This is a genomic window from Larsenimonas suaedae, from assembly GCF_023712105.1.
Classification (GTDB): Bacteria; Pseudomonadota; Gammaproteobacteria; order Pseudomonadales; family Halomonadaceae; genus Larsenimonas; species Larsenimonas suaedae.
The window spans coordinates 1-22462 of record NZ_JAMLJI010000003.1; the positions used below are offsets into that span (position 1 = coordinate 1).

The 22462-nt window shown below is 59.9% G+C and carries 18 protein-coding genes; 6 read left to right on the plus strand and 12 right to left on the minus strand.

The window, feature by feature from the left end; translation table 11 throughout:
* Positions 1–528: 528 nt before the first annotated feature.
* Positions 529–1251, minus strand: a complete 723-nt coding sequence (locus NAT49_RS09550; protein ID WP_251593584.1) for a GntR family transcriptional regulator — start codon at positions 1249–1251, stop codon at positions 529–531.
* An 83-nt stretch (positions 1252–1334) separates the two neighbouring features.
* Entirely contained in the window at positions 1335–2201 is an 867-nt protein-coding gene (locus NAT49_RS09555) for an alpha/beta fold hydrolase (RefSeq protein ID WP_285836103.1), read from the minus strand.
* Between the two features lie 99 nt (positions 2202–2300).
* Here NAT49_RS09555 and pabB point away from each other — a divergent pair, with 99 nt between their 5' ends.
* Both pabB and NAT49_RS09565 read left to right on the plus strand, forming a co-directional pair.
* Positions 2301–3671 (plus strand): aminodeoxychorismate synthase component I, encoded by a 1371-nt coding sequence (gene pabB / locus NAT49_RS09560; protein ID WP_251593586.1) that lies wholly within the window; start codon positions 2301–2303, stop codon positions 3669–3671.
* 105 nt (positions 3672–3776) lie between these two features.
* Positions 3777–4391, plus strand: coding sequence for a phosphoadenosine phosphosulfate reductase domain-containing protein (locus tag NAT49_RS09565; RefSeq protein WP_251593587.1), 615 nt, complete (start codon positions 3777–3779; stop codon positions 4389–4391).
* A 95-nt stretch (positions 4392–4486) separates the two neighbouring features.
* On the opposite strand, the gene cysB is transcribed toward NAT49_RS09565, so the two are convergent.
* On the minus strand, positions 4487–5455 hold the full coding sequence (gene cysB, locus NAT49_RS09570) for an HTH-type transcriptional regulator CysB (RefSeq protein ID WP_251593589.1): 969 nt from the start codon (positions 5453–5455) through the stop codon (positions 4487–4489).
* 139 nt (positions 5456–5594) lie between these two features.
* Between cysB and NAT49_RS09575 the strand changes: the two genes are divergently transcribed.
* Both NAT49_RS09575 and trxA read left to right on the plus strand, forming a co-directional pair.
* On the plus strand, positions 5595–6374 hold the full coding sequence (locus NAT49_RS09575) for a sulfite exporter TauE/SafE family protein (protein WP_251593591.1): 780 nt from the start codon (positions 5595–5597) through the stop codon (positions 6372–6374).
* A gap of 137 nt (positions 6375–6511) precedes the next feature.
* Positions 6512–6835, plus strand: a complete 324-nt coding sequence (trxA, locus tag NAT49_RS09580; RefSeq protein ID WP_251593595.1) for a thioredoxin — start codon at positions 6512–6514, stop codon at positions 6833–6835.
* Positions 6836–6889: 54 nt separating this feature from the next.
* Here the strand turns inward: trxA and NAT49_RS09585 are convergent, their stop codons facing one another.
* From NAT49_RS09585 to NAT49_RS09610, 6 genes are all read right to left on the minus strand, one after another.
* Positions 6890–7975: an AI-2E family transporter gene (locus NAT49_RS09585; RefSeq protein WP_251593601.1), complete on the minus strand. Its 1086-nt coding sequence runs from the start codon at positions 7973–7975 to the stop codon at positions 6890–6892.
* A gap of 109 nt (positions 7976–8084) precedes the next feature.
* The gene (locus NAT49_RS09590; RefSeq protein ID WP_251593602.1) at positions 8085–8588 is read right to left on the minus strand and encodes an STAS domain-containing protein; all 504 of its coding nucleotides are present in this window, start codon (positions 8586–8588) and stop codon (positions 8085–8087) included.
* Positions 8581–9723: a PP2C family protein-serine/threonine phosphatase gene (locus NAT49_RS09595; RefSeq protein WP_251593603.1), complete on the minus strand. Its 1143-nt coding sequence runs from the start codon at positions 9721–9723 to the stop codon at positions 8581–8583. The genes NAT49_RS09590 and NAT49_RS09595 overlap by 8 nt, the downstream gene beginning before the upstream one ends.
* A gap of 21 nt (positions 9724–9744) precedes the next feature.
* On the minus strand, positions 9745–10485 hold the full coding sequence (locus NAT49_RS09600) for an MlaA family lipoprotein (RefSeq protein ID WP_251593604.1): 741 nt from the start codon (positions 10483–10485) through the stop codon (positions 9745–9747).
* Positions 10486–10602: 117 nt separating this feature from the next.
* On the minus strand, positions 10603–14514 hold the full coding sequence (gene hrpA, locus NAT49_RS09605) for an ATP-dependent RNA helicase HrpA (protein ID WP_374708813.1): 3912 nt from the start codon (positions 14512–14514) through the stop codon (positions 10603–10605).
* A 148-nt stretch (positions 14515–14662) separates the two neighbouring features.
* Entirely contained in the window at positions 14663–16312 is a 1650-nt protein-coding gene (locus tag NAT49_RS09610; RefSeq protein ID WP_251593612.1) for an AMP-binding protein, read from the minus strand.
* A gap of 246 nt (positions 16313–16558) precedes the next feature.
* Here NAT49_RS09610 and cysK point away from each other — a divergent pair, with 246 nt between their 5' ends.
* Positions 16559–17524 (plus strand): cysteine synthase A, encoded by a 966-nt coding sequence (gene cysK, locus NAT49_RS09615; RefSeq protein WP_251593614.1) that lies wholly within the window; start codon positions 16559–16561, stop codon positions 17522–17524.
* On the opposite strand, the gene NAT49_RS09620 is transcribed toward cysK, so the two are convergent.
* Positions 17519–19324 (minus strand): VWA domain-containing protein, encoded by a 1806-nt coding sequence (locus NAT49_RS09620; RefSeq protein WP_251593616.1) that lies wholly within the window; start codon positions 19322–19324, stop codon positions 17519–17521. The genes cysK and NAT49_RS09620 overlap by 6 nt on opposite strands.
* A gap of 47 nt (positions 19325–19371) precedes the next feature.
* Positions 19372–19797, minus strand: coding sequence for a hypothetical protein (locus NAT49_RS09625; protein ID WP_251593618.1), 426 nt, complete (start codon positions 19795–19797; stop codon positions 19372–19374).
* A gap of 141 nt (positions 19798–19938) precedes the next feature.
* On the opposite strand from NAT49_RS09625, the gene NAT49_RS09630 reads away from it, so the two are divergent.
* Positions 19939–22005 carry a S9 family peptidase gene (locus tag NAT49_RS09630; protein WP_251593620.1) on the plus strand — a complete coding sequence of 689 codons (2067 nt, stop codon included), beginning with the start codon at positions 19939–19941 and terminating at the stop codon, positions 22003–22005.
* Between the two features lie 4 nt (positions 22006–22009).
* Here the strand turns inward: NAT49_RS09630 and NAT49_RS09635 are convergent, their stop codons facing one another.
* Entirely contained in the window at positions 22010–22462 is a 453-nt protein-coding gene (locus NAT49_RS09635) for a YcgN family cysteine cluster protein (protein WP_251593621.1), read from the minus strand.

Sequence of the window (22462 nt, forward strand, 5' to 3'; positions counted from 1 at the left end):
TCTGGCTCGAGTTACAAACTTCTCTGACGAGTCGCTTGTCTCGATATTTGGTGATGCGATCATCACCCCGAGCCAAGCGCCCACACAAATTACCTGATCGACTTGTTAAAGAGCGTCTCGCTGCGGGCTGTGCCCTGTAGCGAGTGGATGAGCATTCTACTCATCCGAGCCGGACTGTCAAGCTTCAATTTTGAGCGACCGATCAGAAAACCAAATTCCGACCTGAAGAGCAAGAAAACCGCTCTTCAATCACTCGAAGCTGCGTCCGATGAAGTGCGGCGCATTCTACCGAACCGGGCTGAAATGTCAACGTCCGATTTTTTAAAAAAGCCTAGAAAAACCAAACCAAATCAGCGCCTTGCGCACTTCATACTGCCTGGCCGTTTGCGACGTCCCCGACAGCGGATGCGTACTTTACCCACGCACTGACCCGAGCGCAACCCCTTTGTCGAAAAAAGATGACATCCGGATGACACCAATACAGAAGCGCCCCGCTGGCCGGGGCCTGCAGGGCGCTCATAATGCGGCTTATGGGTTGATACGCCGTCTCGAGATCGGCTCTTCCTTTTGATCAGAATGCTCGAGCGTCATGGCATAGCGTTCGGTCACCAGCTGCCGTGACGCCGTAATGTGGCGTCGCATCAGCGTTTCGGCGAGCTCCTCATCACCAGAGGCAATGGCGTCGACGATTCTGTGATGTTCGACAAATGCACGCTGGGGCCGCGTTCCGGTAGCACTGTACTGCGTTCGATAGAGCCGAACCAGATAGTAGAGGTCATCACAGAGCGTGGTCATCAACATGCGGTTGTGACTGCCTCTAACAATATGGAAGTGAAAGTCCAGATCCCCCTCTCGACGGTGATACGCCTCGCCGGGCGGCAGATCGTGCTGCTCTTCATGCGCATCAAGCACGCCTCGAAGTGCCGCGAGCTCGTCCTGGGTCATATGCCGTGCGGCCAGACGCGCGGCCATGCTCTCCAGGGCCTCACGCATATCAAACAGCTCCAGCAGTTCTCGCATGGATAGCTTTACTACCCTGGCGCCCACGTGCGGTACGCGCTCGATCAAACGGTGCGTTTCAAGTCGACGCATGGCCTCACGCAGTGGCCCACGCGACACCCCATAACTTTTCGCAAGCCCTGGCTCGGTAATCTTGCTTCCCGCAGGAAGGTGGCCACGCACGATGTCGTCCTGGAGCTTGTGAAAGACACGCTCGGCGATCGTCCGGACTTCGGTTGACTCACTCGTCATGGAGAGACCTGAATGTACGTTAATAAAACAAAAGACTCAGGGAAGCTGCCATGCCTTCCCGCGCATAACAAGCCCGACTCACATTATCGGCGCTCGATCAGTTCCACCAGCTGCCTTGGCTTTTGAAATGGCAAGGAGTGATCGGTCTCACTCAACTCAACGTAGCGCCACGCTGGATAGGCTTCCCCGAGATAGTGATGATACTCCCGCATCGCATGCGGGCTTCGCCCACCCACGACGCTCAAGACACGGCCCTGCCTGGCAAGCAGCGCCTCGCGATCGGTGTGCTTGATCGCCTGTGTCACGCAATCAAGTGCGTGAGCAAAGCCTTCATGGCGTCGACCGAGGCGCTTGATGGCCACCGACTCGACGCGCGGGTCACGGGAGCGCTTCGGCGCGATCAGGTCCAGAAACTGCGTGATGCCCTCTTCAGCGGTTCTTCCTTCTCTAATGGCGCTGGCCGCACACGTATAATGCTCGCGGATACGAACGGATGCTTCGCGGTCCATCCGTTCCAGTAACGCAGGCTCCAACAAGGTCAGGCGGTTGATGCGATCGCCCAGTCGCGCCTTTAAGAGCATTGCGGCCAGGCCTCCGAAGGAATACCCCGCCACATCGAACCGCTCGATGCCCTGCTCGCGCATCAGCGCCTCAAGATCATCGAGCACCTCGTCCATGGTGAACGCCCGCTCATCCCCGCTGGGGAAATGGGTCTTACCTGCCCCTCGAAGATCCGGAATCACGATATCCGTATAGTGCGTAAAATGCGGTAAAAACCCACCCCAGGTCACAGCACCCGACACGCCCGCCCCATGGAGCAATATCAGTGGCAATGGCGCGCCTTCGGAACCTAACTGTTCAACGTCGGCCGTTTTCTTCAATCGCGCCCAGTGGACCGACTGATCCCTCAACTGCAATGTGCCATGTTGTTGCTGCCAGCCAGCCGCCATACGCCTACCCTATTCATCCCGATCAAAAGCCTGACATGATAGCATTCCCCTATTCCATCGGGCTTGCCCGTTCACTTGTCTCGCACTCGGTCGCCTTTCATGACGCACCTGACCTTGACGTCGCTTCCCTATGAGCCGTCGCCACTTGGCTATTTTTCAAAACTCAAAGACGAACCCGGTGCGGTCTTGCTCGATTCCGGCAAGCCGCATTCCGCTACGGGGCGCTTCGACATTCTTTCGAGCCAACCGTTGTGCACGCTTAAGGTTCAACCGAACGGGCTTGAGTGGAGCGCGGATGCCCCAGCGCATCTGACTCATGTTCAGGACATCCATACCGCTCAGAAGGCCCTTTTGGCACTGGTCGAACACAGCGTGCCCGACGATATGGAGGACCTGCCCTTTTCCGGTGGAATTATCGGTTACTGGAGCTATGAGTTCGCTCGGACGCTTCAAGCCTTGCCTTTAAAAGAGGACCCTTCGGTGACCTGGCCCTGGGCCATGCTGGGTGCCTACGATTGGGCCCTGGTGCTCGATCATCATGAAAAGTGCGCAACGCTCATCGCGCCCGAGACCAAACGCCATGAGCGTCATCAGATGCTTTCGCGTCCAGCGCACACACGACAACGTCCTTCGTTTCACTGCACGACCCCGTTTGCACCGGAATGGACACGCGCTGATTACGGTGTGGCGTTTCAGCAGGTACAGGCGTACTTGAGTGCCGGTGACTGCTATCAGATCAATCTGACTCAACGGTTCAGCGCACATACCGAAGGTGATGGCTTCGAGGCCTATCAACGCCTGAGAGCGGCAACGCCAACGCCGTTTTCCGGTTATCTGGACTGGGGCGACGGCGCGCTAATGTCACTGTCGCCAGAGCGTTTTATCCGCTGCAGCGAACGCACACTGATGGCGCAGCCGATAAAGGGCACACGCCCCCGGGGCGCAACGCCTGAAGAGGACCGGCAGCTGGCGCTGGAGCTTGAAGCAAGTCTCAAGGACAAGGCCGAAAACGTGATGATCGTGGATCTTCTTCGAAACGATTTAGGCCGGGTGAGTGCGCCAGGCACCGTCACCGTTCCCAAACTGATGGCGCTTGAGTCCTATGCCAATGTGCATCATCTGGTCAGCACCATCACAGGCCAGCTCGACTCAAGCAAGGACGCGCTCGATGCATTGATGGCGGCCTTTCCAGGCGGGTCAATCACGGGCGCTCCAAAGCATCGCGCCATAGAGATCATTGATGAACTGGAGCCTGTCTTTCGAGCGCCCTACTGCGGCTCGCTTGGCTACATCGACACGCGCGGCAACATGGATACGTCCATCATGATTCGCACCGCACTGATGCAGAAGGGCCGTGTCCACCTCTGGGGCGGCGGCGGCATCGTGGCCGACTCGGTCGAAGAAGAAGAATACGCCGAATCGATCGCCAAGATTCGCCATTTGATGAACGCGCTGGAGTCCGAGACATGAACGCCTGGCGCTCTAAGCTTCTAAGCGAACGATATTAGCCGGCCTCAACGCGGCTCTGGTAGGCTTGACCGCATTACTCATCACGTACGTACGGAGAGAACACGCATGACTATTGATGACGTCAATCAGCAGTTCGGCAACGATGCAGAAAAACTGGTCGAATGGGCGCTGGAACAAGGGGGTCTTCCGATCGTGACCACCAACTTCCGCCCGTTCGAGGCGGTCATTCTCCACATGGTAGCAACACTCAAGCCTGACGTTCCGGTTGTCTGGATGGATTCCGGCTACAACACGCCCGCCACCTATCAGTTTGCTGATGAAGTGACCCAGAAGCTTGGCCTTAATCGCTTCATCTTTGTGCCCAAGCGTACTCGTGCGCATCGCGAAGCGGTCGAAGGCGACGTACCTGGCCTTGATGACCCGCGTCATGACGCGTTCACCGCCGAGGTCAAGCTCGAGCCGTTCGAGCGCGCCATTCGCGAAATGGCACCGACCGTCTGGTTTACAGCGCTCCGCGCCTCCGATACGCAGCATCGCGCCCAGATGCAGCCTGTAAGCGTCAATAGCGACGGTTTGATCAAGGTCGCGCCGCTTCTGCACTGGAGCTCCAAGGATCTGTACGAGTATCTGGTCAAGCATGACCTGCCGAACAACTTCGACTACTTCGACCCAACCAAGGGTGAAGAGACGCGCGAATGCGGCCTGCACCTGGCGCACTGACAAAATGTTCTGACGTACCAAGTGCTTTCTTCCATAAAAAAAGCGCAGCCTCGGGGCTGCGCTTTTTCGTTTAAGTGCTCTAGCGTGTCGACCCTCTAGCGGACCGGCAAGACCACATCCTCGAATAGGCTCGCTTCGTTTCGTGGTCCGGCTTCCAGTGCCGCATCCACCCGGTCGCGGTCAAGGTGGCCTGCAAAGCGGTGCAGAAAGTCATACATATACCCGCGCATGAACGTTCCACGCCGAATGCCAATCCGAGTGATCGAGCTTTCGAACAGATGGCTTGCATCGATTGCCACCAGGTCATGATCAGCGACAGGATCGACTGCCATGTGCGCGACAATGCCAACCCCCATACCAAGACGCACATAGGTCTTGATGACATCGGCATCGGCAGCGGTCAACACCACATTGGGGGCAAGGCCGTTGCGTCGGAAGGCGTCATCAAGCTGAGAGCGGCCCGTGAATCCGAAGGTGTATGTGACCACCGGGTGAGCAGCAAGCGCTTCAAGAGTCAGCGGCGATTGCGCCAGTGGATGCCCCTTGGGCACCAGCACGCAGCGGTTCCAGCGATAGCACGGCAACAGGATCAAATCCGTGAAGTGTTCAAGCGCCTCGGTGCAGATGGCGAAGTCCGCCTGGCCTTCAGAGACCATCTGCGCGATTTGCTTGGGCGTACCCTGCTGCATGTGCAGGGCTACATCCGGGAACTTCGCCCGAAATTCCTGAATGATCGGAGGCAGTGCGTAGCGCGCCTGGGTGTGGGTGGTGCCGAGCGACAGGCTGCCACGCTGCTCATCGCTGTGCTCCTGAGCCACCTGCTTGATGTTTCCGACCGTACACAGCACCTGGCCGGCCAGATCGATGATCGCGCGCCCAGCCGGGGTGACCCGGGTCAAATGTTTGCCGCTTCGCGCAAAAATCTCGACGCCAAGCTCATCCTCGAGCAATCGAATCTGCTTCGAGATGCCCGGCTGCGACGTATATAAGCTTTGCGCCGTGGCCGATACGTTCAAGTTGTGACGGGAAACTTCCCAGATATAGCGCAATTGTTGAAGCTTCACGGCAACCCCCACCCAGCAATAATGATCTTTTTAATGCTATCAAGGCATAAAATAATGAACAATCATTCCTTTCGGGCATAAAGAGGACACCTTAAGATACCCGCCGTTATTATCACTCTTTCGCGATGGGCCGCTGACCATGGAATTGACCGACCTCCTTTTATACATTCTTGCTGGCGCAGGCGTCGGATTTGCCGTCGGCCTCTCCGGTATCGGCGGCGGCTCGCTGATGACTCCGCTGCTGCTGCTGTTCGGCTTTCCGCCAAGCGTGGCCGTTGGTACCGACCTGCTTTACGCCGCCTTGACCAAATTCAGCGGCGCCTTCAGCCACCACAAGCAGCAGCACATCGATTGGCGTGTCGTCAAACTCCTTGCCGCCACCAGTATCCCGGCCGCGCTCGTGACGGTGTGGGTGCTTGATCAATTCTTTGATGGCAGCCACGCCTACGGTGACCTGATCACGGGCATGCTCGGTGTCATGCTGATCATGACCGCCGTCATTCTGATTTTCAAAGGCCCCCTACAGCGGTTCGCAGCCAAGAAAGATGGCTGGATTCAACGCTACACTCCTCAGCTTACGCTGTTCTCGGGCTTGGTTCTCGGAGTGTGTGTCACACTCTCCTCCGTGGGCGCTGGCGTTTTCGGAACCGCCATCCTGATGGTGCTCTACCCAAGCTTCCGTGCTGGCAAGATCGTCGGGACCGACATTGCCCACGCCGTCCCTTTGACGCTGGTTGCAGGTACCGGGCACTTGTTCCTGGGTAACGTGGACTTCATGCTGCTCGGGGCGCTGCTGATCGGCTCACTGCCGGCCATTCATCTGGGTGCCCGCATGACGCGTTACCTGCCGGATGCGCTGCTGCGCACACTCTTGACCGGATTATTGTTGGTACTCGGTGTTCGCTACGCCTTTTTTTAACCCATGGGTGTCCCCATATAACGTGGCACGCCACACGCAATCGCCCCGTTTAAAGGATGTTATTTGCCTCTGTATCAGGCAACCGCTACCATCCTTGCCATGAACTTGCGACGCAGTTGAGAGAACTGGAGAACCTTATGAGTAACAACATTGATGTCACCGCAGCCAACTTCGAACAAGAAGTGCTGAAATCCGATAAGCCCGTGATGCTGAAATTCTGGGCACCGTGGTGCGGCCCCTGCAAGATGATGGCGCCGGTCGTCGACGAAGTGGCTGAAGAAAAGGCCGACACACTGAAAGTGGTCAGCATCAATGTCGATGACGCCGCCGACATCGCCGCAGAACAGGGCGTACGTGGCGTGCCCACGGTCGTGATGTTCAAGGAAGGCAACAAGGTTGCGTCACTGGTCGGCGCGCAGTCCAAGCCGCAGCTTGTGCAGTTTATCGAGCAGAACGCGTAAGCGGACTGACTCGACCAGAAAAAACCCACCTCTCGAGGTGGGTTTTTTTATGCATCAGGATCCGCTGCGACTTTTCTTCTCTCGCAATTTCTCCCGCCGACGCTGCGTCGGCCCCAGCATGATCGACAGCCACCGCGTATCCGGGTGACTATCGAGCGCGATCTTGAGCGACATGGTCAACGGCACCGAGAGAAACATTCCCACCGGCCCAAGAATCCATCCCCAGACGACCAGCGACAAGAACGCCACCAGCGTCGACATGCCAAGGGTTTGACCCATGATGCGCGGCTCAACGAAGTTGCCAAGAATGAAGTTGATGCCGGTATAACAGCCGCCCAACATCGCTGCCTTGATGAAGCCGCCTTCAGGCATGACCAGCGTCAACAGTACCGCCGGTACGGCCGCGATGATCGAGCCAAGATTGGGAATATAGTTCAAAAGAAATGCCAGAACGCCCCACAGCAGCGCGAACTGAACGTTCAGCAGAACGCACGACAGTGACACAAGGCCACCCGTGATCACACTGATTCCGGTCTTGACCACCAGATAGCGCTGAAGCGTCAGTGAAAACTGGGTGAAGCGGCGCATGCTCGCTTCCGGCTGCTCCAGCGCCAGCTTGATTTTTTTCGGGAAATCGAGCGTTTCGTACAGCACAAAAATCATCAACAGGAAAATGATCAGAATCTGTGACAGCGCACTGCCGATCCCTCCGAGCAGCATCGGCATCAGCCGCGTGGCCTTGTCCGGATCGAAGAATCGCTCGGCCGAGGAAAGCTCCGCCGGCACACCGTTCGCGTTCATCCAGTCAATGATGACCTTGTAGTATTCCTGCAGCTTGGCTTCCATATCCGGCAGCTGCTCCACGAACGCATTCAAATGCGCCGCAATCAACGTGCCGAACGCCCCCAACAAAAGCGCAAGCCCTGCAAGCACCAAACAGATCGAAGGCGTAATGCCAAAACCTTTCTGATGCAACCAGCTGACCGGACGCGCGCACAATACGGCCACGAAAGTCGCCAGTAGAATCGGAATGATGATGTCGGCCCCAAGCTTCAGGCCGGTCACAATGATGACCAGCGCCGCCAGCGTCACGACAAGATGATAGGGGTAATGGCGCTCTGAATTTTCTCTGTCTTCCATGACATACCTCGCGCATGAATCTCCTGTCTCCATGTGTCCTACAGGAGCCGGAACAGCTCATGCCATGAGCGTGAAAGGGCCTGAATCAAACGTGGGGCTAATACCCGGATCAGGATGGTGGGTCGGCGTCGAAACGCTGAAGTTCCAGAAGATCGACCAGCGGCTGAAATTCACTCTTGTTACGCTCATTGAGTGTCATCAACGTTCGATGGGCATCGAGAATGCGCTCGCGAAGGCCTGCCTCATCAGTATCCACGACCGGCAGGTCATGAAACTCCTGCTGCTCGGGCGGCACCTCGCTCAACGACACATAATGACGGAACCCCATGACATCGAACATCCGTAATACATCAGGATGGCTTGCGATCACGACGGGTTGGCGGTCGATGCGCGCCTTGACCGCCAGGGCGATCTTGGCCAGAAAGCCAAGCGAGGTGGAGTCCAGATTCACCACCTCGCGAAGGTCAATGATCACATCCTTGAGATCGCGCAGTTCGGAAAGCGCCCGAGCCTGCTGATCGAGCGTGGCACACAGGGTCAGTCGTACATCGCCTGTGAGCTTTAAAATGAATACATGATCCACATACGCCGCTTGAATGCGTGCCTCAGTCATCGTGAAACCCACTCAGCATCATGATGGTAAGATCATCGGGAAGCGCATCACCCAGGGTCAACGACCCTTTCAGATCCGCAATGGATGCAGACTCTGCCACTCTCAAACGCAGCATTTCAATTTTCTCATCCAATGTATCGGCCTGAAGGCAATCAAATACACCATCGGAACATAACCACAGAGAAAATCCGGCATCGAGCACCCGCTCGAACACCGGAAAACGAACGCCCGGAAAAAGCCCGATCGGCGGGCCGTCTCCGCTGAGCACATCAACGTCATTGCCCTCCTTGATGAATGGCATCGGCATTTGAGCGCCCAGTGAGTAAAAAAGCGTTTGGCTGCGCCGGTCGATCATGCCCAGAAACAAAGCGGCGTGTTTGCCCACGCCGGTTTCCATCAGGTTTTCATTGAGACTGGTCAGCATCGCCGGCAGGAGCTCTTCCGGGTGCTGGCCGTCCCACTGCGCTAGGACACGCTGAATCAGCGACTTGATCAACACCGTCACGAACGCCGACGACGCGCCATGGCCTGAGACATCGATGAAGGTAAAGAGGCTGTAATGCGCCCCGAGCGCCCGATAGTCCAGAAAGTCACCGGACAGGTACAGAGAAGGGGCAAGCCAAAACGACGCTTCGAGCCCATTGAGACGCTGGGGTGAGACCGGCAGCAGCTTGCGCTGAATCTGTCCACCTGCATACAGATCTTCACGCAAGAGCGTCAGGTGTGTCTGCAGCTGCTCGTTGAGTGCCTCGAGCCGGTCCCGGTCGCGAACGGCGGCCTGGCGACGTTCACTGTCTTCCAGCGCGCGTTCGATCAGCCGCTTGAACAGCGACGTGTTAATCACCGGGTCGATGAGGTAATCCTCAACGCCTGCATCGATGGCCGAGATGATGTCCACGTGATCGTACGTGCGGTCGCTGACGGCAAGCGTCGGATAACGCCGCGCCAAATCGTCCCACTGCCGCCCTTCAAGTGCCGTGATATGAACGACCACCAGTGAGACACGCCGGGTCAGTGCGTCCAGCCCATCCATGGCAACCGCCTTGTAGCCAAAGCGTTCGAGCAGCCCGGCCAGCCGGTCACGAAACGCACCTGGCCGGTCGATTAGGCCGATGACCGGTTGAGCGCTTAGCATGAACGCGGTCGCAGACAGACGTTATTGAGCAAAGTCGTCATCATTGAAGTCCACGTCACCCGAGGCGAACGGGTCTTTGGTGGCCTTGCCGTCATTGATCAGGAACTGACGGTGCTGAAGATAGGCATCTCGTACGAAGCTGTAACGATCGCCCTGCATCAGGCTCTCCTGATCAAGAAGGCCCGCCCGCGTATCGACGATATCGAGTGCGCGGAACGACCAGCGCGTTGTGTCGTCGTCAATGTAGGTAACCGGGTCGGTGTACCAGTTGACCGGAAAGCCCGCGCTGTCACGCACCGTGCTCGGCCCAAGAAACGGCCAGACCAGATACGGCCCCTGCCCTACGCCCCACGTGGCAAGCGTTTGACCGAAATCCTCGGGCTGACGCTCAAGCCCCATGCGACCGGCTGGGTCAAGTAGACCGCCAAGCCCAAGAGTGGTGTTGATCAGAAACCGGGAGCCTGCAACGCCTGCCGCACTCAGCTTCCACTGCATGAGGCTATTGAGGAAGTTGCCGACTTCGCCGAGGTTATTGAAGAAGTTGCCGACGCCATCCTGAACCGGCTCGGGGGTGACATAGTCATACCCTTCGGCCACGGGCTTCAATGCATAACGGTCAAGCGTGTCATTGAATGAAAAGACGGCCCGGTTATAGCCCTCCCACGGATCCTGCGGGTTGGACTGCTGCCCATTGGTACTGGCGCAGCCGGTGGTGACGAGGCCGGCCAATGCCAGGGCGGTAACGGTTGCTTTAGAACCCATAACTGTTCCTTCGAGACCCGTTTTACGGGCGTTGTGTTCTCAAGGGGGTCTACCTTACACCCCTCGCCTTTCAAACGCAGCCACGCGCTGTGCCTTTACGATCAAACCGCGCGGCGACTAAACGATGCCCTGCTCCTTGAGCGTTTTCCAGCGACGCTCCAGACGCTTTTCCGACACAGGCTCGAGCGTACCAAGCTGCTGGGCAAACAGGGACACGCGAAGCTCTTCGATCCACCAGCCAAACTCAAAAAGGGCCGGGTCCACCACGCCTTGATGCCGCGCCTTGTCGAGCTGCGCGGATAGACGCTGTTCGAAGGCCTGCACGTCATCCATGGCCAACTGATCCTTGCGCACCTCTCGTGGCGCCTTCTCGAGTCGGATCGATGCCGCCTCCATATACCGAGGATAGTGGCTTAACCACGTGCCCGCCTCTCGAATGAAGCCACGGTGTACCAAACGCGCCATTTGTGACTTGAGGTCTGAATAGGTGCGCGCCAGCTGAAGATTGACACTGCCCTTGAGCTTTTTGGCGACCGCCAGATGCCCCTTGAGCGCCGCCCTGGCCTCACCCATGATCAGCTCCGCGGTCGGCACCAGTTCAGCGCGTTCAGCCTCGATACGGGCAGCGAGCGCCGCTTCATCACGCGGAAGCGGGTCGTGGGCGAAGGTGCGTAAAAATGCCGCTTCGACGAAATCATCGATGAAATCACGCCGTGAGCCCACATTGGCAAACAACAGCACGCACTCCTCGAGACCGTCGATGGCGCGCGATAGATAGCGCACCTGGTCCGGCAATGCCATCATCGCCGCACGCTTGACGCCTTCCCGGTGCTGCGTCAGCGCCTTGTCCGGATGATCGAAGAGTTTCACGCCAAGCGCATTCCCTTCATCCACCACTGCCGGATACGCCTCGACCCGGATGCCCGCCTGCTCCTGAACGTGAGATTCAGGCAGCGCCTCGCGAGGCCAGGCCGTGAGCGCACTCTGCTGGAGCGCGTCGTTTGCAAGCGCCTGAGTACTGGCTTTCGCCGCCTCGCTGAAGCGCTGCTCGAGCGCGTTCACGTCGCGCCCCTGCCCCAGGTAGCTGCCATCGTGCGCCACCACCTTGATGTTCATGATCAAATGCGGCGGAAGCTGATCGCTCTGCCAGGCCGATTCCGGCAGACGAAGCCCGGTTTTCTGGCGCATGAATTCGGCAAGCGCCGCACTCAGGGCCACATCATCGGGCGACAGGGCTTCAAGAGCGGCATCGACCCAGTCGGGAATCGGGACCACCTGACGCCGATACTGCTTGGGCAGCGATTTCATCAAGGCAATCGCCTTGTCGCGCAAGAGCCCCGGCACCAGCCACTCAAGCCGCGCTCTAGGCAGCTGGGAAAGCATGCTGGCCGGCACGGTCATGCTGACCCCATCGTCCTCGGCGCCTGGGGAAAAGTGATACGACAGCGGATAGCACACGCCGTTGAGCGTCAGCTGGTCAGGGTAGCGTTGCTCGGTGACTTCGACGGCGTCGCGCGCGAGCAGATCGCTCTTGTCGAGTCGAAGCACATCGGGGTCCGTCTGCTCGGCGTGACGCCGCCATTTCTCGAAGCTCTTGCCATCGACCACGTCACTTGGCAGACGCTGGTCGTAGAACGCCGCCAGTGTCTCTTCATCGATTAGAATATCCCGGCGTCGAGCACGGTCCTCGAGATCACCAACCTCATCGATCAGCGCGCGATTATGATCGAAAAAGGCGCCCTGGGTTCGGTACTCGCCCTCCACCAGCGCGTGCTGGATGAAAATCTGGCGCGCCTCTTCCGGGGCGATGGGGGCGTAATTGATCTTGCGCCGGCTAACGATCGGCAGCCCGAACAGCGTGACCTGCTCAAACGCCACGACCTGAGCTCGCTTCATTTCCCAGTGCGGATCGCTGTAGCTTCGCTTGACCAGATGCTCGGCCAGAGGCTCGATCCATTCCGGCTTGAGGCCGGCCACCTCGCGCGCGAACAGCTGAGACGTCTCCATCAGCTCTCCAGCCATCACCCATTTGGGGGCGCGCTTGGAAAGGCCTGATGCGGGATGAATCAGGAATTTTCGATTGCGTGTACCCAGATACTCGCGCTGCTCCTGCTTGAGGCCGATGTTCGATAAAAGCCCCGCCAGCAGCGCCCGATGCACCAGCGATTCATCCGCGGGAGTGTCCGCATCGCTGAGCGTCAACCCAAGTGACTGTGCCAGCTTTCGAAGCTGACGGAAGGTATCGTGCCATTCACGAAGGCGCAGGTAATTCAGATAATTTTCGCGACACCAGCGTCGCAGGCCACTGCTCGAGTAAAGCCCCCGGGCCTCATCGAAGCCGTGCCAGAGGCTCAGCCACGACATGAAGTCCGAATCCGGCGACTGCCACTGCCGGTGTTTTTGATCGGCGGCCTCGCGCTTCTCGGCCGGGCGTTCGCGCGGGTCCTGAATGCTCAGGGCACTGACAATGATCAAGGTCTCCCGCACGCTGCCAAGCGGGCCGGCGGCAAGAATCATCGCCGCAAGGCGCGGGTCGATCGGGAGCTTGGCAAGCTGGCGCCCTTTCTGGGTCAGATGCTGGGCATGATCGACCGCCCCCAGCTCGAACAGCAACCGAAAGCCGTCACTGATGAACCGCGACCCGGGCGGGTCAACGAACGGAAACTTGTCGATGTCACCAAGCTTCAGCGACAGCATCGAGAGAATCACCGAGGCCAGGTTGGTGCGCTGAATCTCGGGCTCGGTAAATTCCGGGCGCGCCAGGAAGTCGTCTTCACTGTAGAGGCGAATGCACACCCCTTCCGCGATTCGCCCGCAGCGGCCCTTGCGCTGGTTCGCACTCGCCTGACTGACGGCCTCGATCGGAAGACGCTGCACCTTGGCGCGGTAACTGTAGCGGCTGATGCGGGCAAGCCCCGGGTCGATCACGTAGCGAATGCCAGGTACTGTCAGCGAGGTTTCGGCCACGTTGGTCGACAGCACAATCCGCCGGCCGCTGTGGGGCGAGAACACCCGGTTCTGCTCGCTGTTGGAAAGCCGAGCGTACAGCGGCAGCACCTCGGTATCTTTCAAGCGCGCCTTTCTGAGCGTGTCGGCGGTTTCACGGATTTCCCGCTCGCCCGGCAAGAAGATCAGGATGTCGCGCGGGCCGAAGTGCCAGCCGCGCTCGCGCTCGATCCGATCGATGTCCTCGACCGCCGAGGAGATGCCTTCCTGAAGCGTTTGATCTTCCTCCTCGTCGGTCTCCCTCACCAGCGGCCGGTAGAGCGTTTCGACCGGATAGGTTCGACCGGAGACTTCGACAATCGGCGCACCACCGAAATGCTCGGAAAACCGCTGAACGTCGATAGTCGCCGAAGTAATGATGATCTTGAGATCGGGGCGCTTGTCGGTCAGACGCTTCAAGTATCCGAGCAGAAAATCGATATTGAGGCTGCGCTCGTGCGCCTCATCGATGATGATCGCTTCATAGCGCGACAGCCACGGATCATGCTGAGTCTCGTTGAGCAGGATGCCGTCCGTCATCAGCTTGACCAGCGTCGACTCCGAGGTCGTGTCGGTGAAACGCACCTGATACCCCACGGTGTCCCCGAGGCCAACCTCAAGCTCTTCGGCAAGCCGGGTTGCCACCGAGCGCGCCGCCAGCCTGCGAGGCTGGGTATGGCCGATCAACCCCCGGCGGCCAAGCCCCATCTCAAGGCACAGCTTGGGCAACTGAGTTGTCTTTCCCGACCCGGTTTCACCGGCGACCACCACCACCTGGCTTTTCTCGAGCGCGGCCAGAATATCGGCGCGCTTTTCCACCACCGGCAGTTGCTCGGGGTAATTGAGCTTAATCTGCGTGCTCGAGCGCGCCTCGAATCGCGCCCTGGAACGTGCGATGTCACGCTCGATCTCACCAAGGGCCCGGTCGGAGGGCTTGCCCTCCTTGATTCGGCGACGCACCTTGCCAAGACGCCTGTCCAGCGCCACGGCGTCCTGGCGCATGCATTGTTCGAGTTGATCACGCAAGTTCTGCCACTGCGACAGAACCTCAGCTGCTGAAGTCGTCAAGAGAGTCAAACCACATGTTGGAGAAAACGCACGGGCACACGGCCGAAGGGGCAGCCAGGGGTCGGGTCGGCTGCAAGTGTCATTGTAACGCCTGAGGCGGTGGCGTCCACCTCAGGCGCCTGTCTCACGCGGCCTCGTCGCGAAGCTCCCGACGAAGCACCTTGCCGACGTTGCTCTTGGGCAATTCGGTTCGAAACTCGATCTGGCGAGGCACCTTGTAGCTGGTCAGGTGCTCCTTGCACCACGCTCGAAGCGTATCCTGGTCAAGCGATTGATCGCTTGCCACCACGAACGCCTTCAAGAGCTCGCCGCTTTCCTCATGTGGCACCCCCACCACTGCAGCCTCGGAAACACTCGGGTGCGTCATCAGTACTTCCTCGACCTCGGTCGGGTACACGTTGAAGCCGGAGACGATCACCATGTCCTTCTTGCGATCAACAATGCGCACGGTGCCGTTTTCATTGAGTTCCGCCATATCGCCGGTGCGTACCCACGAGCCGTCCAGAAAGGCCTTTTCGCTGGCTGCGTCGTTATGCCAGTACCCCCGCATGACCTGAGGCCCCTTGACGCAGAGCTCCCCGGGCGCACCAAGCGGCTGGGCGACGTCATGCTCATCGACTACCTGAAGCGAGGTGCCGGCCACCGGCACGCCGATCGTGCCGAGCTGGACATTGTCGGGCGGATTGACGCACACCACCGGCGACGTCTCGGTCATGCCATACCCTTCCAGCACATCACAGCCGGTCAGCCCCTTCCAGCGCTTGGCGGTCTCTTTCGAGAGCGCCATGCCGCCGGAAATCGTCAGCTTCAGGTGCGAGAAATCGAGCGCTTGAAACCCGGACTGTTTGAGCAGCCCCGCGAAGAGCGTATTGAGCCCGATGAATATGGTGAAGTCGGTCTTTTTAAGCGTCTTGATGAAGCCGTCCATGTCCCGCGGGTTGGGGATCAATACGCTGTGATTGCCCGTCCAGCAGCAGAACATGCAGTTCACCGTAAAGGTGTAGATGTGATAGACCGGCAGCGGCGCGATCACGACCTCCTGACCGCGCTGAATCGCGCTTTTGAGGATCTGGCCGGTCTGGAGCATGTTGGCGATCAGGTTGGCGTGGGTCAGCATCGCGCCCTTGGGCTGACCGGTGGTGCCGCCGGTGTATTGAAGCACCGCCATATCGTCCTTGGCCGGCGCGTGACGCGTCGCCCGACCGTTAAAGGCCATGACCGTTCGAAAGCGCACGGCGTTAGGCAGGTGATAACGTGGCACCAGCTTCTTCAAGTGGCGCGCACCCAGATTCAATACCCAGCGTTTGGGCGCGTCGTGAAGATCCGCCACGTCTGTTGTCATGACGCAGGTGACGTCGGTCTTGGGCAGCGCCTTTTCGAGCCGGTCAGCCATGTGCGAAAACACCAGCACACCCTTGGCGCCTGAATCCTTCAGCTGATGCGCCATCTCTTCCGGCGTATAAAGCGGGTTGGTGTTGACCACGACAAGCCCCGCGCGAAGCGCCCCGAACACCGCCACCGGGTACTGCAGTAGATTGGGCAAAATGATCGCAAATCGGTCCCCCGGCACCAGTCCACTCTTTTGGGTCAGCCAGGCCGCAAAGCGGTCGGCCCGCTCATCCAGCTCATGAAAGCGCATCGTCTGATCCATGCAGGAAAAGGCGACGCGATCACGATAGGTGGTACAGGCTTCATCGATTACATCCAGCACGGAGTCATACCGCTCGAAGTGTTCCAGAGGTTCGCCCTGCAACACGGTGGTCTGTTGGGTCATGGCGAGAATCCTTGTGCTGAAATGGTTGAATCGGGCTGTCCTTGACGCGGGAGACGTCATACATCAAAACACCTTCAATGCTAGCACTATCGGCCAAGAAACAACGAGCTACGGTAGGCTCGGGTACGACCTTTGTCGAGATGCTCACACTCAACGCTCTTCTTGAGCCATGCACGCACACGCCATGGCAATCGACACGCGCCGGCATTAGGCTTGCGTGTGCGATTCATTCATCAGGAGAACGTCATGAGTGCCGTCTTTGAAGACAATGCCCAGACCATCGGACAGACCCCGCTGGTCAAGATCAACCGCTTGACCTCTCACCCGCGCCTTTACGCCAAGATCGAGGCGCGAAACCCGGCCATGTCGGTCAAATGCCGCATCGGGGCCAACATGATCTGGGACGCCGAAGCCTCTGGCGCGCTCAAGCCCGGCATGGAAATCATCGAGCCGACGTCAGGCAACACCGGCATTGCGCTTGCGTTCGTGGGGGCGGCCAAGGGCTACCCGGTCACGCTGACCATGCCGGCATCCATGAGCCTCGAGCGTCGCAAGGTTCTGAAGGCGCTGGGCGCCACCCTTGTGCTGACCGAGCCGCCGAAAGGCATGCAGGGCGCGGTCGACAAGGCGCAGGAACTAAGAGACGGCGACCCCGAGCGCTACTACATGCCGCAGCAGTTCAATAACCCGGCCAACCCGGCCATTCACGTCAAGACCACGGGGCCGGAGCTGTTTGATGCGCTCGACGGCAAGCTCGACGTACTGGTGGCCGGCGTTGGTACCGGCGGCACCCTGACCGGCATTTCGCTCTATTTCGAACGTGAGCGAGGCCAGGCGCTGCACAGCGTGGCAGTCGAGCCGTCGGAATCACCGATCATCACCCAACACATGAACGAACAGCCGATTACCCCAGCCTCACACAAGATTCAGGGCATCGGAGCCAACTTCATTCCCCAGAATCTGGATGTGTCGTTGGTCGATCAGGTCGAGACGGTGGAAAGCGAAGAAGCGATGGCCATGGCGCGGCGCATCATGCAAGAGGAAGGGATTCTTTGCGGCGTCTCCTGCGGCGCGGCCATGGTGGCCGCGCTGAGGCTTGCAGAAGATCCGGCCTACAAGGACAAGACCATCGCGGTCATCCTGCCGGACAGCGGTGAGCGCTACCTGTCCGGACCGATGTTCGACGGCATGTTCGATGACGACGCCTCATAGGCGCGGGTCATTGTCATCCTCGCCCAGGTGAGGTTCACGGCGGCGCGGCTCGGGCCTGCGCCGCCCACCGAGCACAAGCAAAAGTACCACCAGCACACCAACGCCAAGGGCGGCCCACCGGGCCCACTCGGGCTGACGTTCGGCCCACGCAACCACCTCGGGCCATGCGGCCTGCGCCTTGCTCCAGAGATTCTCGAGCGCGGACGGCGCTTCGGCGTCCTGCTCCGACGCTTGCGCGTCCTCCATGGACTGCCCCTTGAGTGCTGCGCGCTCACCGGCCCCAGAAAGTGCGACGCGGGCCTGCTCGTTCAGGGTCACCGAGGGCAGATCGATGGTGCGCGAAAGCATCGGCAGATCAATCGTTGCCTTGAGCTCGACCGGCACCGATTGGCTCGGCAGCTCATCGGGCAGGCGCACTTGCCAGGTCCGTGCGGCAGCGGTCGTGACGTCAAGGGATTGCCCCAAAAGCGTTGCCGAAATGCGGGTATTGTCGTGATTGAGCTTTGGCGCACGGGCCTCGACCGTGATCACCCCGCGCGAAGCGTCAAGGGACGGCTCCAGCGGCGGCGCCACGTTAACCTGAGCCACACGCAGCCGCGTCATGCCCTCACCTTGCGCCTGCACTCGAAGTTGCGCATTGCCAAGCGTTTCAGCGCTCAGCCGCCCTGAGTAGACCGCACCGTCATCAGAGGGCGTCAGCGGCGTATCACTCAACGTACGCCCGTCAGAGCCAACAAGCGTTGCGCGCATCGACAGCGGCGTCACACCAAGCGATTCCGGCGTGGCCGGCGCATCGTTGTCGGTCAGGCGCGCCGTAATGTCACGCGGAAAGAACTGATAAAGCGTGGGCTCACCGCTTTCAAGCGCCAGCTTGACCGGCGAGTCGATCAAAATGCGACTGCCCGGCCCGACGGAGCCGTCGAGTCGCCACTCCCCAGGCGTTGGCCGGTCGAGCGTGATCAGATCGAAACGCGCCTCATGACGCCAGTCGCTGCGACCGGGCGCGCGCGCTGTCATGCGTTGCCCATCCGGGCCGATCAACGACAGCGGCGACGATGTGGAATCGTCACGAAACACCAGCGCAGTCATGCCGTTGACCTGATCATCGAGGAAAAAGCGTTGGTCGCTGCCAAGCGGCACGCGCTGAAACGGCGTGACCTGCGTCATTGCATCCAGAAACGAGCGCATGAGCGTGGCCGGGGTTTCCGCCACCGAAGAAAGACCGCCGGTCTGGCGCGACAGCGTCGACAGGAGCTCGGTATCGGCCCCGCCGGACAGCGCGATGGTGTCGATTGCCACGCCCCGTTGCCGGTAATCCTCGATGACGTTTTCAAGCAGACGCGAACGTGACTCGGCGTCTTTCCGGGTCTTGGCCTGGCCGCTGGCACCAGGCAGGTCGACCATGCCATCGGTCAGCAGGATGACGTGCGCGGGTTCATCGGTGTCGGGCACTGCGGCCAGGGCCTTCGTAAGCGCCGACTCGATGTCGGTGAACTGCTGATAGGCGCTCAACCGAGGAAGCGCGGCCTCAACCGATTGCCGCCAGGCGCCATCGACCTTGTCCAGCGGCACCGGGTTATCGACCTGGCTTCCAAAGGTCCAGAGTCCAGCCTGCGTGTCCTTGGGCAGAAGCGTCCCCCAGAGCCCGATGCCGGTGGCACGCAGGTTGGCCGGGTCATTGCTTTTCATGCTGCCGGACACGTCAGCTATCAGCTGAACGGTCGGTGCGGCGCTTGCGGCCGCACACCAGAGCCAGACGACCGCACAGGCCACCGCCCTACCGATCACTCGAGCGCGCATAGTCGATCTCCTTGATGAATCCAGGCCGATGTCGTTCAGCGGCCGCACTAGCGAAGCGTGGGTTCTTCGCGCTCGGTCGCACGCTTTTTGGCGGGCCGAGCAGCGCGGTCATCGTCGTGGTCGTCGTCCTCACGGCGACACCGGGCCGCCAAGAGCCAGGCCAGCACCACACCGATCACCATGCCAATGATCAGCATCATGGCGCTGCCGGCCACATCGCCGCCATCGCCCTGCAGGACACCCACCGCAAACACCACCAGGGCTGGCGCCCAACCGGAATAGCCGAGCTTGTCTTCAGGCCCCGGTACGGAAAACGTCATCGGCATCAGTAAGACACCGGCCACCAGGCCGACCGTGACCCATCGCGGCAGACGCGGCAGGAACCCGATCGCGAAATAGCCCGTCACGAGAATGACAAGAGAGAGACCGACGTACGTCAGCCACAACAGGGGAAGAGAGTCTGAAATGAGCACAACCAACCTCGATGCAAACGAAAAACGCGTTGAGCGCCAAATTCTGGCACTCGCGTATGAGCAGTGTGACGCGCAAGGCCCGACAACTCTGTGCTATGGTCGCCTTAATTGCCCTACACGATGCATGTTACACGACCTTTTATGAAAGCACAGTCCGCGACTCGTTCCGACCTTACGCACTTTTTTCGCGCCGATGATCCCAGCTGGCACTGGCTGGAAGATCGCGACGACGCGCAGGTACGCGCCTTTCTCGATGGCGCCAATCAGCGCACCGACGCCTGGTTCACCCCGCTCGAGCACACCGTGGAGCGTCTGTATCAGGGTCACCTTGCACGCCGAGAGCTCGCGGTAAGCGGCATCCCCTCACCGCTTGATCACCATGTGTACTGGAGTGAGACCGCGGCCGACGCCGACTACCCGACCTGGTGGCGCCACCCCATCGGCGACGCCAACGCCAAGACCTGTCTGCTCGACCTACCAGCAATGGCACGGGACAACCCGTTCATTGAACTGGGTGATCTTGCCGTATCACCGTCCGAGCGCTTTCTGGCCTGGACGCTGGATACCCAGGGCAACGAATTCTACGACCTCCATGTGCGGGATACGCAAAGCGGCCAGGAGCGGGTGCTCGCGACCGACATCGGGCCGGATGTGATGTGGGCCGAAGACGATCGCACGCTTTTTTACAGCACGTTCGATGACACTCAGCGCCCGGCCGTCGTTCACGCCATCGACCGCGACACCGGTGAGACCGTGCAGGTGTTCGAGGAAGTTGATCCCGAGTTCTGGGTCGGCTTCGGCAAGACGCGCTCAAAAGCCTGGCTTGTGATCGAAACCGCGTCGAAAAGCACCTCGGAATGCCACGTGATCCCCGCACACGCGCCACACACTGCGCCTCGCTGCGTCATGGCGCGCCGCGATGGCATCGAGTACGGCATCGACCATCGCCCGGGTCAGTTCTACATTCTAACCAACGAAGACGGCCCGCACTTTCAATTAAAGCGCGCGCCGGAGCACACACCCGATCACTGGTCGCCCTGGATCGATCACCGCCTGGAAGTCACCCTCGAGGGCGTGGATTGCTTCGAGTGGGGCATGGTGCTGACCGAGCGTGATCACGACGAAGCCTTGCAGCGACTTCGCGTACTCGAACTTGCAGACGACCACACCCCGACCCGCGATACACTGCTGGCCGCGCCCGAGCCGCTCTGTCATCAAAGCCTTGGCGACGCGCCTCATTTCGACACGCGCACCCTAAGGCTTCGCGAGGAGTCGTTCGTCATTCCGCCGCGCTGGGTGTCGCTCGAGCTCGACAGCAACGCCCGGACACTGCTCAAGCAGCAGCGCATTCACGGCTCGCTCACCAGCGACGACCTGCACTGCGAGCGCATCTGGGCCAATGGCCATGACGGCGAACGCATTCCGGTATCCGTTGTAATGTGTAAATCCCAGCGCGGCCAGGCGCCGATGCCGACCCTGCTCTACGGCTACGGCGCCTATGGCGAAGTGCTCGACCCCTGGTTTTCGGTCGCCCGGCTCGAACTGCTCGAGCGTGGCGTCGTCTTTGCAGTCGCGCACGTGCGCGGGGGCGGTGATCGCGGTGAGCCGTGGTATCTGGCCGGCAAGCTCGAGCACAAGCAAAACAGCTTCCACGATTTTCTGGCCGCGCGACACGCGCTGGTCGAGCACGGCATCAGCGACCCAGCCCGCATCGCCGCCTATGGCGCCAGCGCCGGAGGGCTATTGGTCGGTGCAAGCCTCAATCTCGAGCCGGACGCCTTTTGCGCCGCCGTGCTGGATGTGCCCTTCGTCGATGTTCTTCGAACGATGGAAAATCCCGCGCTCCCGCTAACCACCGCTGAATACACCGAATGGGGCAACCCGGAAGAGCCCGGCGTTCGCGAGCGCATCGAGGCGTACTCGCCGCTGGATAACCTGTCGGACCTTCCCTACCCGCCGGTTTTCCTGCAGGGCAGCTGGTTCGATGCCCGCGTGCCCTATTGGGAGCCGGCCAAGCTTTACGCCCGGCTCGATGCGATGGAAAACCGACGTGGCCCGGTACTTCTGAAAACCGACATGAGCGCCGGTCATGGCGGCGCATCGGGACGCTTCAGCGCCTGGAGAGATGGAGCACAGCAGGATGCGTTTCTGCTTTGGGCCATGGGCCTGACTGCCCGCCACGGCGAGACAGAGGCATCGGCCGGCTAAGCGGTTAAAGGCTGGCTGGCGTCTTGGGCAGGATTTCGATGATGTGCTCTTCGTAGTCCTGCTCGTTGACCGCCGTCTCCGACACCACACGGCCGCGAACGCTGATGCCCTTTTTATGCATGCGCTCGCGGTTGCCGCTGATCAACGGATGCCAGCCAGCCAATCGACGCCCTTCAGAGAGCCGCCGATAGGCGCAGCTTTTCGGCAACCACTTGAACTGCTCGATGCGATCGCGCGTCAGCTGCGTGCAGCCCGGCACTCGCTCGAACCGATTCGAATAGTCGCTGCACTGGCAGGTCGCATCATCAAGCAGGTGGCAGGCCACATCGAGCACGGCCACGTCCTCGTCGTCCTCGAGCTTGAGCAGGCAGCACTGGCCACACCCGTCACACAAGGCTTCCCACTCCTCATCGGAGAGTTCCTCGAGCGCAAAACGCTCCCAGAAACGCGGCCTCAT

Coding starts and splice junctions, on each gene's coding strand:
- NAT49_RS09550 (WP_251593584.1), bottom strand. CDS start 1,251: ATGACGAGTGAGTCAACCGAAGTCCGGACGATCGCCGAGCGTGTCTTT.
- NAT49_RS09555 (WP_285836103.1), bottom strand. CDS start 2,201: ATGGCGGCTGGCTGGCAGCAACAACATGGCACATTGCAGTTGAGGGAT.
- pabB (WP_251593586.1), top strand. CDS start 2,301: ATGACGCACCTGACCTTGACGTCGCTTCCCTATGAGCCGTCGCCACTT.
- NAT49_RS09565 (WP_251593587.1), top strand. CDS start 3,777: ATGACTATTGATGACGTCAATCAGCAGTTCGGCAACGATGCAGAAAAA.
- NAT49_RS09575 (WP_251593591.1), top strand. CDS start 5,595: ATGGAATTGACCGACCTCCTTTTATACATTCTTGCTGGCGCAGGCGTC.
- trxA (WP_251593595.1), top strand. CDS start 6,512: ATGAGTAACAACATTGATGTCACCGCAGCCAACTTCGAACAAGAAGTG.
- NAT49_RS09585 (WP_251593601.1), bottom strand. CDS start 7,975: ATGGAAGACAGAGAAAATTCAGAGCGCCATTACCCCTATCATCTTGTC.
- NAT49_RS09590 (WP_251593602.1), bottom strand. CDS start 8,588: ATGACTGAGGCACGCATTCAAGCGGCGTATGTGGATCATGTATTCATT.
- NAT49_RS09595 (WP_251593603.1), bottom strand. CDS start 9,723: ATGCTAAGCGCTCAACCGGTCATCGGCCTAATCGACCGGCCAGGTGCG.
- NAT49_RS09600 (WP_251593604.1), bottom strand. CDS start 10,485: ATGGGTTCTAAAGCAACCGTTACCGCCCTGGCATTGGCCGGCCTCGTC.
- NAT49_RS09610 (WP_251593612.1), bottom strand. CDS start 16,312: ATGACCCAACAGACCACCGTGTTGCAGGGCGAACCTCTGGAACACTTC.
- cysK (WP_251593614.1), top strand. CDS start 16,559: ATGAGTGCCGTCTTTGAAGACAATGCCCAGACCATCGGACAGACCCCG.
- NAT49_RS09620 (WP_251593616.1), bottom strand. CDS start 19,324: ATGCGCGCTCGAGTGATCGGTAGGGCGGTGGCCTGTGCGGTCGTCTGG.
- NAT49_RS09630 (WP_251593620.1), top strand. CDS start 19,939: ATGAAAGCACAGTCCGCGACTCGTTCCGACCTTACGCACTTTTTTCGC.
- NAT49_RS09635 (WP_251593621.1), bottom strand. CDS start 22,462: ATGAGGCCGCGTTTCTGGGAGCGTTTTGCGCTCGAGGAACTCTCCGAT.